General features: G+C 67.6%; 8 protein-coding genes. 3 read left to right on the top strand and 5 right to left on the bottom strand.

Annotation, left to right across the window (positions count from 1 at the left end; genetic code table 11):
- Positions 1–22: 22 nt before the first annotated feature.
- Together ACIA12_RS26735 and ACIA12_RS26730 are read right to left on the bottom strand one after the other, a co-directional pair.
- The gene (locus tag ACIA12_RS26735; protein ID WP_396369819.1) at positions 23–985 is read right to left on the bottom strand and encodes an LLM class F420-dependent oxidoreductase; all 963 of its coding nucleotides are present in this window, start codon (positions 983–985) and stop codon (positions 23–25) included.
- Between the two features lie 94 nt (positions 986–1,079).
- Positions 1,080–2,795 carry a hypothetical protein gene (locus ACIA12_RS26730; RefSeq protein WP_396369818.1) on the bottom strand — a complete coding sequence of 572 codons (1,716 nt, stop codon included), beginning with the start codon at positions 2,793–2,795 and terminating at the stop codon, positions 1,080–1,082.
- 266 nt (positions 2,796–3,061) lie between these two features.
- Between ACIA12_RS26730 and ACIA12_RS26725 the strand changes: the two genes are divergently transcribed.
- A complete protein-coding gene (locus tag ACIA12_RS26725) occupies positions 3,062–3,733 on the top strand; it encodes a hypothetical protein (RefSeq protein WP_396369817.1) in 672 nt (223 codons plus the stop codon).
- A gap of 161 nt (positions 3,734–3,894) precedes the next feature.
- Positions 3,895–7,047: a glycoside hydrolase family 3 N-terminal domain-containing protein gene (locus ACIA12_RS26720; RefSeq protein WP_396369816.1), complete on the top strand. Its 3,153-nt coding sequence runs from the start codon at positions 3,895–3,897 to the stop codon at positions 7,045–7,047.
- A 53-nt stretch (positions 7,048–7,100) separates the two neighbouring features.
- On the opposite strand, the gene ACIA12_RS26715 is transcribed toward ACIA12_RS26720, so the two are convergent.
- The 3 genes from ACIA12_RS26715 to ACIA12_RS26705 all read right to left on the bottom strand — a co-directional run bounded on the left by ACIA12_RS26715 (position 7,101) and on the right by ACIA12_RS26705 (position 11,356).
- Positions 7,101–9,236, bottom strand: a complete 2,136-nt coding sequence (locus ACIA12_RS26715; protein ID WP_396369815.1) for an MMPL family transporter — start codon at positions 9,234–9,236, stop codon at positions 7,101–7,103.
- Between the two features lie 595 nt (positions 9,237–9,831).
- Positions 9,832–10,749, bottom strand: coding sequence for a GlxA family transcriptional regulator (locus ACIA12_RS26710; RefSeq protein ID WP_396369814.1), 918 nt, complete (start codon positions 10,747–10,749; stop codon positions 9,832–9,834).
- A gap of 7 nt (positions 10,750–10,756) precedes the next feature.
- Complete coding sequence (locus ACIA12_RS26705) at positions 10,757–11,356, bottom strand: cysteine hydrolase family protein (RefSeq protein ID WP_396369813.1); 600 nt, start codon at positions 11,354–11,356, stop codon at positions 10,757–10,759.
- Between the two features lie 229 nt (positions 11,357–11,585).
- Here ACIA12_RS26705 and ACIA12_RS26700 point away from each other — a divergent pair, with 229 nt between their 5' ends.
- Complete coding sequence (locus tag ACIA12_RS26700) at positions 11,586–12,797, top strand: aldose epimerase family protein (protein ID WP_396369812.1); 1,212 nt, start codon at positions 11,586–11,588, stop codon at positions 12,795–12,797.
- Positions 12,798–12,816 lie beyond the last annotated feature (19 nt).

The following is a 12,816-nucleotide window of genomic DNA, read 5'->3' as shown; positions in this document are numbered from 1 at the left end:
CTTTCCGCTCGGAAGCCGAGGCTCAGGCGAAGCGTTTGGTGATCTGCTCCATCCGGTCGACCAGGTCCAGGTCGTAGGCGACGCCGGGGACGTAGAAGATCACGTAGTCCGCGCCGGCCTCGAGCGCGGCCTCGACCTTGTTCGCGATCTCGTCCTCGGTGCCGATCAGGTTGTCGTTGTCGAACTTTTCGCGGTTCATCGGGCCGAGCGCCTTCTCCGTCGCCTTGACCGGGTCGTCGCCCTTGTCGATCGGGAACGCGTTGATCCCGGTCGACTTGATGATCTCGTCGTAGTCGCGCCCGATCGCGTCGCAGTGCCCCTTGAGGATCGCGGCCTTCTCCTTGATCACCTCGGGGTTGCCGCCGCCGATGTTGGCCGCGTCGGCGTACTTGGCGACCAGCTTCAGGGTGACGTTCGGCCCGCCGCCGCCGATCCAGAAGCTCGGGTGCGGCTTGCGCACACCCTTCGGCTCGTTGATCGGCTTGTCGATCGAGTAGTACTTGCCGTCGAAGACCGGCTCGTCCTCGGTCCACATCTTGTAGATGATCTCGGTGGCCTCGCGGAACGCGCCCATCCGGTCCTTGAGCTCCGGCCACTCGTAGCCGTAGGCCTTCCATTCGTGCTCGTACCAGCCCGCGCCCAGTCCGGCGTACAGCCGGCCGTGGCTGGCGACGTCGACGGTCGAGGCGATCTTGGCGTAGAGGGCCGGGTTGCGGTAACCGTTGCAGCCGACCATCTGGCCGATGTTCACCCGCTTGGTGTCGCGGGCCAGCGCCGCAGTCGCGGTCCAGGCCTCGAAGGTGCTCTCGGTGCTCGGCTCCGGCACCGTGTGGAAGTGGTCGAACAGCCAGATGGAGTCCCAGGACCCCTCGTCGGCCTTCTTCGCGACGGCCGTCATCGCCTCCCACTGCTCGACGGGGTCACTGAACCCCGCCAGATCCATCTTCCATCCCTGGGGAACGAACAATCCGAACCGTGTAGTCATACCTCCATCCAATAGGTGAGGTGCCGAGCCGGTCCAGCACCTCACCTACTGAATTACCACTGAATAACCACACTCCAACTTCTTAATCCGACTCCTAGCGGGCGCTCAGCACACCGGCTCCGAAGGCGGCGCCGTCGCGGTGGACGGCTCTGGCGGCGAGGATGGTGTTCAGCAGGATGGGCTGCAGCTTGCCGCCGAACTCCTGCCGGGTGAGGGCGGCCACTCCGGCCGCTGACGGGGCCGAGGCGGAAGTACCGAAGAAGCGGCACTGGCCTTCCACTGCGGTCGGGCAGGTGCCGGAGCCGAACGGTCCTACGCCGCTGACCGAGACGCCGTCAGAGGCAGTCCAGTACGGCGCCGGGAAGCTCCGGGACAGCGGGCCGCTGGTTCCCTTGCACGGACCGGGCTTGTTGCCCGGGCAGCGCGTCGTGGTGATGATCTGGGTCGGGCCGGCCGCGCTGAACGCCTCCAGCGCGATCGTCTTCGGGTCGACCGAGGTGCTGGCGTTGACCGCGCCGGCGCTGGTCGCGAAGCCCAGGTAGTTGGAGTCCGGGTTCATCGAGCCGGCCCGCTCCGGCGGGTCGATCGTCTGTACGCCGGCCGACAGCGCGCGCCAGCGCAGGTCGAGCACCGGCGCCTTCTTGGCCGACGAGGTGCCCTGGACGTCCACGACGAGCTTGGCGGGCTGCGCCACTCCGGTCGTGTTCTCGTAGATGAACTGCTCGATGGTGTCGCCGACCCCATCGGCCTGGACCGCGTTGCTGGCCGCGAGGCACTTGGTGCCGGTGGCATCCATCAGGTACAGGTTCAGGTCGGTGAACCCGCCCTGGCCCGCGGTCGGGAAGACGGCGCGCGGCTCACTCCACTGCAGCGTCGGCATGACCGTCGCACCGGGCAGCAGGTTGAGGTCGTACGTCGTGTCCTCGCCACGCAGCTTCACCACGTTGTCGACCGCGTTCGGGCAGCCGGTGAACGGCCCGACGGCGCCGTCGGGTCCCTGGCCGGTACCGACGGCCGTGACCCTTGGTGCGTGCCGGCCACCGAGGTTGCCGGCCGACGAGCTGACCCAGATGCCGTGCTGAGCGAGGCCCTCCGCGGTCGCCGCGCCGATGCCCTGCTGGAAGGCCGGCTCGTCGTCGAGCGCGATGTCCTCGGCGATCATCGTCACGCCCGCGTTGGCGAGCTCGTGGAACGCCTCGACGTACTCGGCCGTGGTGTCCCGCGTGCTGGCGTAGGCGAGCTTCGCGTCGGGGGCGAGGTCGTGGATGATCTCGAGCATCGCGGTGCCTTCGTCATCGTCGTACGCCGCCTGCCGCAGGACCTGTACGTCGGCCGGCAGTTCCCCCTGCGCGACGGACTCGGCCAGGTGATCGACATCGCCGGAGATGGCACCGACCTTCTGCCCCTTGCCGGTCAGCCCCCGAGCCTGAGCCAGGTCGGCCTTGTGCAACTGCACACTCTCGGCCTCGATCGGCCCGGCGTCGACCGCCGGCCGCAACGAGGGCCGCAACGCGCTGACCCAGCCGAGCGCCGCCACCGCGTCGAGCTTGTCGTACGGAACGGTCGTGGACAGCAGACCGGTCGTCGGTAGATCAGCCCCCGGCACAGCCTTGAAATCGGCCGCGTTCTTCAGCACCGACACCCCGAGCGAGGTGAGCGACGCCTCCTGCTGAGCGGTCACCGGTGAAGCAGCGTAGATCTGCACCCCGATCCGCCCACTGTTGCTGATCCCCAGCGAACGCGCCTCGGGCGAGGCCGTACTGACCTTCGCCTTCGAGGCAGCGGCCGCCAGTGCCGCGCTGTCCCTCAACAGTGTCGGAATCTTCGATGGTTGAGCCGCAACCGGTGCGGCCACCGCAGGCTGTACCACCGCCGCGGCAACCAATGTCGGAGCAATCAACAACAAACTGCTCGCCAGATACGTCGACCTCTTCACAGAGAACCCCTCCCCTAGCCTCACGAACCTCGCACCACGGTGACCCACCAGCCAGACCCTGTCCAGAGCTACCTCAGACAACGAGGGGAATCCCCATTCACCCGCCCAAGTTCAGTCAACTGTTCACCGAAGCCGCACCGTTGATCGCCAACGGCAACCACAATCGGGACGCCCCACCCGAGGAAGGCGGCCGCTGGCCGGTCAGCGTCGTACTCCGCCCGCCGGCCGACTCCCCACTGAGCCGGACCCTCGACCAGCTGACCACCGAAGCTGCAGCGCTGGCCGGCGGGGGCCACTGGCAGACCGGCCAACGAGGCTCAGCCCACCTCACGGTCCGGGCGCTCGAGTACTACCGCCCCATCGTCGACCCCGACGAGCCGGCCATCAAGCGCTACCGCTCCGCCATGGAACGAGCAGCCACCGGCCCCGCCCGGCTCGAGGTCACCGGCCTCACCCTCACCCGCGGCACAGTGATGGCCTGCGCCGTCCCCCTCGACGACCAGGCCGACCTCTTCATGGACCAACTCAGGTTCGAACTGGGCCCCGACGCCTGGCACGAACTCCCCGACGGCCGCCGCGACATCTGGTACCTCAACCTGCTCCACTTCACCACCGACATCCCCGACCCGGCCGGACTCATCGACTGGGTCCAGGCCCGCCGGCACACCTCCTACGGGCAGGTCGTCATCGATACGGCCGAGCTCGTCCGGTTCTGGCATGTTCCGGGCGGCTCACGGCCGTACATGCGGCCCGAAGTACTGGGCAGTGCTTACCTCAGAAACGAGGTCGGCGGGGGGAATCTTGCGGAGTGAGAGCGCTCTAGTTCCGGAACCGGTGGGCTATTGACGCCATCGGTCGGAGGGCTGAGAGTCGGGCGCGACGCGTGCGTGAGGCTCGCGCAGCGAAGCTGGAGGAGTCGCCCATGCCCAGGTGGCCTGTCAATCGATCGATTCGTTCCAGACGGCGGACGGCGGTGGTCAGCTCCGTCGCGTTGCTGGCCGGACTGCTGCCGCTCGGGGTGGCGGCGCAGGCCAACGCCGATGACCCGGCGCCGCTCGTGCTGGCGGCGTTCGAGGGCGGCGAGCAGTTCGCCTCGCCGCCCAACGCCGGCATCTTCGGGTGGGGCAGCGATGCCGACGACCCGCCGACGATGGAGTTCCAGGCCCGCGCCGACGCGCCGGCCGGCGACAAGGTGCTGCACGGCACGTACAACATCAGCGGGTACGGCGGTCTCAGCCACGACGTGCAGTACGACCAGAACCCGCAGGACTGGTCGACACACAAGGGCATCCGGTTCTGGTGGTACGGGCAGAACACCGCGCCGCTGCCGCCTGGCTCGGGCAAGCGGATCTTCTTCGAGATCAAGGACGGCGGCGCGAACGCCGAGGCGTCGGAGCTGTGGAACACCAGCTTCACCGACGACTGGCAGGGCTGGCACCTGGTCGAGATCCCGTTCGCCGACCTGGCATACCGCGGTGACTACCAGCCCGTCGGCGGTATCGACCACGTGCTGAACCTCGACAAGATGTGGGGCTACGCGATCACCATGCCGGTCGGGACTCCTGGTGAGTTCGCGATCGACCAGGTCGAGGTCTACGGCAAGGCCGACCCGGCGCTGAAGGCGAGCGTCGTCACCGACGCCGACGTCTATCCGGTCAAGGAAGGCGGTACGGCGAAGGTCAAGCTCAGCATCGCCACCACCGGTTCCGTACCGCTGGAAGAGCCCGTCACGGTCGAGTACCGCACCGGAACCGGCACCGCCGGAGCAGGCGACTACACCCCGGTCTCCGGCGTCATCACCTTCCCGGCCGGTACGCCGTCAGGCGCATCCCAGACCGTCAAGGTCATCACCCAGCGCGACACCACGGCCGAGGTCGCCGAGACCATCCCGCTGGACCTCACCGTCACCGGCGCGAAGCCGCCGGTCACCCAGCCGAAGGTCGTCATCAACGCGCACGACCTCCCGTACCTGAACCCGGCCCTGCCCGTGAAGACCAGGGTCCAGGACCTGCTCGGCCGGATGACGCTGGCCGAGAAGGTCGGCCAGATGACCCAGGCAGAGCGCAACGCGCTGCGCTCCAAGAGCGACATCGCGACCTACGCCCTCGGCTCGCTGCTGTCCGGCGGTGGCTCCGTACCGTCGCCGAACACCCCGGCCGCCTGGGCCGCGATGATCGACACCTTCCAGCTGAACGCGCAGGCGACCCGCCTGCAGGTGCCGCTGATCTACGGCGTCGACGCGGTCCACGGCCACAACAACGTGATCGGCGCGACGATCCTCCCGCACAACATCGGGATCGGCGCGACCCACGACCAGGATCTGGCCCAGAAGACCGGCGAGGTGACCGCGGCCGAGGTCCGGGCCACCGGCATCCCGTGGGACTTCGCCCCCTGCCTCTGCGTCGTCCGCGACGACCGCTGGGGCCGCTCGTACGAGGGCTACAGCGAGGACCCCGCGCTGGTGAAGGTGATGGCCAGTGTCATCACCGGTATGCAGGGCAAGGCCGACGGCAGCGAGCTGAGCAAGTACAACAAGGTGCTCGCGACCGCCAAGCACTACGTCGGCGACGGCGGTACGACGTACGGGTCGTCCACGACGGGCAGCTACAAGATCGACCAGGGCATCACCAAGGTGACGCAGAAGCAGCTCGAGGACATCCACCTCGCGCCTTTCAAGACCGCGGTCGACCTCGGAGTCGGCACCGTGATGCCGTCGTACTCGAGCGTCGAGATCCTCGATGACAACGGCGCGACGATCAGTGGTCCGACCAAGATGCACGGCGACGCCGCACTGATCAACGGCACGCTGAAGGACAAGCTGGGCTTCAAGGGGTTCGTGATCAGCGACTGGCAGGCGATCGACCAGCTGCCGGGTGACTACCCGAGCGACATCCGGACGTCGATCAACGCCGGCCTCGACATGATCATGGTGCCGACCAACTACCAGGGCTTCACGCAGGGCCTGACCGACGAGGTCACCGCCGGCCGGGTCACCCAGGCCCGGGTGGACGACGCCGTCAGCCGGATCCTGACCGAGAAGTTCAAGCTCGGCCTGTTCGAGCACCCGTACGCCGACAAGACCCGGCTCGGTACTGTCGGATCGGCGGCCCACCGCGCGGTCGGCCGGGAGGCGGCGGCCAAGTCGCAGGTACTGCTCAAGAACGAGGGCAACCTGTTGCCGTTGGCACCGACCGCCAAGGTCTACGTGGCCGGCAGCAACGCCAACGACCTGGGCAACCAGATGGGCGGCTGGAGCATCACCTGGCAGGGCGGCTCCGGCAACACCACCACCGGTACGACGATCCTCGACGGGATCAAGCATGTCGCACCGGCGGCCACGTTCAGCCAGGACGCCTCGGCTCCGCTGACCGGGTACGACGTGGGCGTGGTCGTCGTCGGCGAGAAGCCTTATGCCGAAGGGATCGGCGACGTCGGCAACAACGGCCGGACGCTCGGCCTGACTGTCGCCGACAAGGCCGCCGTGGACAAGGTGTGCGGCGCGATGAAGTGTGTCGTGCTGGTCGTCTCCGGCCGGCCGCAGATGATCGCTGACCAGCTCGGCAAGATCAACGCGCTGGTCGCGTCGTGGCTGCCGGGCACCGAGGGCGCCGGCGTGGCGGACGTACTGTTCGGCACGAAGCCGTTCAGCGGCCGACTGCCGGTCACCTGGCCGAAGTCGGAGGCCCAGGAGCCGATCAATGTCGGCGACGCGGCCTACGACCCGCAGTACCCGTTCGGCTGGGGTCTCACTACGCAGGCGTCTGCCCAGGAGAACGTCTCGGACACGCGTCGGGACCTGCTGCGCCGGGCTTCGTCTGACGTGAATGTCGTTGCCGCCGCGGCGCATCTCGACCAGGCCCTGAAGGTGAAGGACTGGTCGGGGCCGCAGGCAACGACCGTACTGGCCGAGCTCGGTCAGGCGGCAGCGGCTCTGCAGCTGACGACGGCGGACACCTCCAACGAGGACGACGCCGTCGTCACCGGGGCCCGCTGGATTGCCCAGAACAAGATCGGCCAGAACCTCAACGAGGCGGCATCGAAGCTCACCTCCGATGCTGAGCACCTGGCGCTGAGCGGCGAGCTCAGCAACGCGATCGCGAAGCTGACCGCGGCTTACAACCTGTAAGAACCAAGACGAGGGGGCCGGCGAGTTGCACCTCGCCGGCCCCCTCTGCATTCTCAGACCGTCACTAGCTCACGGTCACTGGAGGGCTTTTGCTGAGCGGCGGACAGCTTGTTCGGCCACCACGCCTTCCGGCCTAGCAGGACCATGATGGAGGGCAGCATCACGATCCGGACCAGGGTGGCGTCGATCAGTACGGCGACCGCCAGGCCGACGCCCATCTGCTTCATCTCGATCATCCCGAGCGAGGCGAAGACAGCGAACACCGAGACCATCACGGCCGCCGCGCTCGTCACCACGCCGGCCGATTCGGTGATGCCCTTGCGTACCGCCTCCTGTGGCGACAGTCCGTCGCGGACGCCTTCACGGATCCGCCCGAGGACGAACACGTGGTAGTCCATCGACAGCCCGACCAGGATGACGAACAGGAACACCGGGATCCACGACACCACGAAGCCGGGTGAAGTGAAGTCCAGCAACCCTTCGGCCCAGGTGTGCTGGAAGACCAGGGACAGTACGCCGAAGCAGGCCGCGACCGATGCCAGATTGAGCAGTGTCGTGACAAGCGCGATCGCCAGGCTGCGGAAGGTGAACACCATCATCACCAGCGTCAGGATGAGCACGAACGCAATCACGTAGGGCAGTTGATCCCGCTGGTGCTGCCCGTAGTCGACCGACTGCGCCGTCTCCCCACCGACGGCCCATTTCGTCGACCCCAGCGCTTGCGGAACCAGCTCATCACGCAGCTTCTCCAGAGCCAGCCGCGCATCCTCACTCGTATCCGGCCGCACCGACACCAACGTCAGTACGCCGGTATCTCCCGCCTGCCTCATTTCATCGCCGGCCACGAACTCACCGCCGCTGACCGCCAACTGCTGCAGCTTGGCCAGCCCCGCTTCGGCATCATTGCCCTGCGCAACAATGTCGAAACTCATCCCCTCCGAGGGAAACGCCTTCTGCAGCGCCGTCATCGTCTTCACCTCGGGAATGCTCTGCGGCAGAGTGTTCAAACCACCCGGCTCGGTCTTCATCCCCAGCGCCGGTACTGCGAGCGCCACCACCGCGACGGTCGAGATCACCAGCGCGACCTTGGGAAAGCGCAGTACGGGAGCCAGAATCCGCCGGCTGATGCCACCCGGCCCGATGCGACGGTTGAGCCGCCACAGCAACGGAACGCGCGGGCGGTCGACCCGATGCCCCAGCTTCGCCAACAGCGCCGGCAGCACGGTGAGCGATCCGAGTACCGCCACCGCGACGACAACGATCGTCGCCGTGGCCATCGACGAGAAGACCGGGTCCTGCGCGACGTACAGGCCGGCCATCGAGACGATGACGGCGAAGCCGGAGATCACCACCGAGTGCCCCGAGGTCGCTGCGGCGATCTCGACGGCGTCGACCGTGCCATGACCTCGCCGCCGTTCCTCGCGCTCGCGTTTGAGGTAGAAGAGCGAGTAGTCGACGCCGACCGCCATACCGATCAGCAGCACGACGTTCGCCACCGAGCCGCCGTCCGGGAAGGCGTAGGACAGCGGCGCATAGAACCCGAGCGCCGCGCCGACGGCTGAGAACGCGAGCAGGACAGGGATTCCGGCCGCGATCAGCGCACCGAAGGCGAGCAGCATCAGCCCGAACGTCAACGGCAGACTGATCTTCTCCGCCCGGGCGAGGTCGTCGCCGACCTGCTTCCAGATCCCCTTGTCCAGCGACGCGCCACCGGCCTGCTCGATCGTCAGGTCCGGATTCGCCTTCTGTACCTCACCCGTTGCTGCAAGCAACTTGTCGACGTTGTCGGCGGCGTCGTCCTCGTTACCCTTCAACGAGATCGGCAGCAGCGCGGCCTTGCCGTCGCCCGACCAGACCGGCTGCCCCACCGAGGCCACCGCGTCGATCGCCGTCATCTTCTGCCGCAACTGCGCGAACGCTGCGGTAGCAGCCGCCTTGTCCAGCGGACCGTCCGGGTCGGTCAGCAGGACCGTCTCGCTCGGCTTGCCCTCCAGCCCGGCATCCCGAATCAGCTCCGAGGCGGTACCGGACTGCCCGATCCAGGTGTCCTCGGCCTTCGTCTTCTGGGTGGGTATCGCGATCATCAACCCGACCGCAACGACGACAAGCATCAGCCAGAAGCCGATCGCCCGCCATGGATGGGTAGCACTCCAGCGCGCGACCCGCACCGTCACCGATCCCCTGCTCATCCTGGTCAACCTCTCGCCGTCCCCGCACGGGCGCTCTACCCGCTCCCCCCGAGCCTGGCGGCTAGCTGCAGACTTCTCAGGAGTGTCAGCCCCCACGAAGGGGTAGTGCTAGGTCTACCCGCACCTATCCCCACCCGTACTCGTGTCGCGCCCCCACATCTTGAGCCCACCCAAGCCACCGGCGGGCTACCGCGTCGGGTAGGGGCCTCGAATTGGCTGGCTCGGTCCGGCGCATCTCGCCCTAGGTTGTGGCGAGTCGGGTTGCCTAGGGCACCTTGTGCACGGGATGGGCGTTCTACTCGCGAGTAGATGGCTGGGCGGTGCACAAAGTGGGAGCCAAGGGGGCAACAACAGCGAGCCCACGCCGCACAGCCTCAAGCGATCCAGTCCGACACCGGACTGGCAGGGCCGACTCTGTGCTTCGCCTGAGCATCCTGCGGGCACCCCGACGCTCAGACCGAGCACAAGGTGGGGCCATGTACGCCGGCCCCGGCCCGGCCATCCGAGCTGCCCACCCAACACAGCACACCACAACTGGTCGGGTGGGCTCACGCAACACGAGCACGGGTGGGGATATGTACGCCGGCCCCCAGGGTCATGCGGGGATGGATCTTGAGCGGAGACGCCTCAGCATGCGGGCGTCTTCGAAGCCGACCGATCGGGCGGCGGATTCGACGGTTGTGCCGTGGCTGATTAGGTGTTCGGCTCGCTCGAGGCGGAGGAGTTGCTGGTAGCGCAAGGGGGTGAGGCCGGTGGCCTGGGTGAAGATGCGGGTCAACGTCCGCTCGCTCACCCCCACGCCGGCTGCCAGGTCGGCCAGGCGGAGCTGGTCGGCGTACCGGCTGTCGATGATGTCCTGGACTCGGTGGGCGAGGTCGCTGAGGTGGCCGCGGTGGCGGAGCATCGCGCTCTCTTGGCGGTCGTCGCCGTTGCGGCGGGCGTAGACGACCATCTGGCGAGCGACGCGCGCCGCCGCCTCGGCTCCGCGAGCGGCGGCGACCAAATGCAGCGCCAGGTCGATCCCGCTGGCGATCCCCGCCGAGGTGATCACCCGGTCGTCCACGACGTACAGGACATCGCGGACCATATGCGCCTTCGGGTACCGCGCCGCAAGCTCGTCCGTGAGGTCGTGATGCGTCGTGTAGCGCCGCCCGTCGAGCAGACCGGCCGCACCGAGCGCGTCGGCGCCGGAGCACACGCTCGCCACTGAACCACCAGCCGCATGATGAGCCTGCAGCCGATGCTTGGCCATCGCCGACATGTGCGGAGTCGGCGTGAACCGCGGCGACCGCCAACCCGGTACGACGATGAGGTCGGCGCACCCAAGCTCCGGCCACTCCAACCGCGCCGTGATCGGCACCCCTTGCGCGGTAACGATCTCCGACGACTCCGCGACGTAGGTCAGGTCGTAGCCGTACCCGAGGTCGTTCGCGGTCGAGAACACCTGGGCCGGACCGGCGAGGTCCAGCAGGTGCAGCTTCGGCAGCAGGAAGAACACGACCCGGGTAGGCATGATCCGGTCAGGATGCCAGAACCGGCGGCGCCACCTCGTCCAGTGTCCGGATGGTGGCGAACCGGCCGGCCAGCACGTACTCGGTCCGCTCGGCGATCGTCTCCGTCGACAGCGTCCGCGGATCGGCCAGTACATCGGCCAGCGACGCGTCGGCCGGCATCGTCCAGTGCGGCAGCGGCATGGTCGCCGTCGCCTCGGTCACGAACGTCACGCCGTACCCGAGATCGGAGGCGACCCGGGCGGTCGTCTCGCAGCACTGCTCGGTCCGGATCCCGCTGACGACGACCTCGCGGACACCGTTCTCGGTGAGGATCTGCTGGAGATTGGTCGTGGTGAAGGCATTGTGCGCCGTCTTGGAGATCACCGGCTCGCCCTCGGCCGGCTCGAGTCCCTCGATCAGCCGGACATGCGGGCCGGCCGGGTCGAAGACGGTGCCGGTGCCGGGCTCGGTGTGCAGCACCCAGATCACCAGGTCGCCGTTCGCGCGAGCGGCGTGCACCAAGCGGTTCACCCGGTCGGCGATGTCGGGGTGGTCGACGACGCTCCAGTTCTCCCGGACACGGAAGGATTCCTGGACGTCGATCACGAGCAGAGCTGTCTGAGGCATGACTCCATCGTCAGCGCTCCGGTCTCCCGGGGTAAGGCTTCAACCGGCCCCGAGCCGGACCGATCTGGTCACGAGTCCCAAAGCCTTGACCGCAATCGGTCAGTCATCGGACGAATTCGAACCGTTACAAACTATTCCAAACACTGGACAACCCTGCTTACAGTGCCCGGGTCGGCCATGTGCACGCTCTCCCGGCCGACCAACCGCCCAGCACAAGTGAGGGGATTCCATGTCAGACAACCTGCCCCGCCGGCAAGTACTGCGAACCGCCGGCGCGCTCGGACTCGGCGCCGCCGCGGCCGGTGCGCTGAGCAGCACCGCGGACGCAAGCCCGGATAGGGTCGCCGCCATGAATGCGCAGCACGGTCATGGAAAGCTCGAGATCCGCAAGGATCCGTTCGGCACCACTCCCGAAGGCGTCGCGGTGGATGTCTACACGTTCACCAACGGCCGGACCACCATCTCGATGCTGACCTGGGGGGCGACCATCCAGCGGGTCGAGACGCCGGACCGGCGCGGCCGGGTCGAGAACATCAGCCTCGGCTTCGACAACCTCCCCGACTACGCGGCGCTGAGCCCGTACTTCGGCGCCACCATCGGGCGGTACGGCAACCGGATCGCCAAGGGCAAGTTCACCCTGGACGGTCACACCTACCAGATCCCGGTCAACGACGGCGAGAACGCGTTGCACGGCGGCACGACCGGCTTCGACAAGCGGGTCTGGAAGGCCAAGGTGGTGAAGACCGACAAGGCGGTCGGTGTCGCCTTCACCTATGTCAGCCCGGACGGCGAGATGGGCTTCCCGGGCGAGCTGACCAGCACGGTCACGTACACGCTCGACAAGCAGGACAACCTGCGGATCGACTACCTCGCGACGGTCACCGGCAAGCCGACCGTGCTCAACCTGACCAACCACGTCTACTTCAACCTCGCCGGTGAGGGCAGCGGCTCGATCGACGGCCACGTGCTGGAGCTGAAGGCCGCGAAGTACACGCCGGTCGACGCGGGCCTGATCCCGACCGGTGAACTGGCTCCGGTGGCCGGTACGCCGTTCGACTTCAACACCCCGACGGCGATCGGCAAGCGGATCCGTGACGACCACCCCCAACTGGTGATCGGGCGTGGGTACGACCACAACTTCGTCCTCAGCGGCAAGCCCGGCCACGACGGCCTGCGCTTCGCCGCCCGCTTCTGGGAGCCGACCGAAGGCCGCACGGTCACCGTGCACACCAGCGAGCCCGGCGCCCAGTTCTACAGCGGCAACTTCCTCGACGGCACCTTCCAGGGGATCGGCAACAAGTCGTACCGGCAGGGCGACGCCTTCGCCTTCGAGACCCAGCACTTCCCCGACTCCCCCAACCAGCCCACCTTCCCCTCCACCGTCCTCCGCCCCGGCCAGACCTTCACCTCCACCACCATCTACACCTTCGGCACGAAGTAGGCCGTACTACGGTCGGCTC

The sequence above is a fragment of the Kribbella sp. NPDC051620 genome, assembly GCF_044453825.1.
Taxonomy (GTDB): domain Bacteria; phylum Actinomycetota; class Actinomycetes; order Propionibacteriales; family Kribbellaceae; genus Kribbella.
Note: the sequence above shows the minus strand (reverse complement) of the source record. Positions and strands in the feature narration are given on the sequence as shown.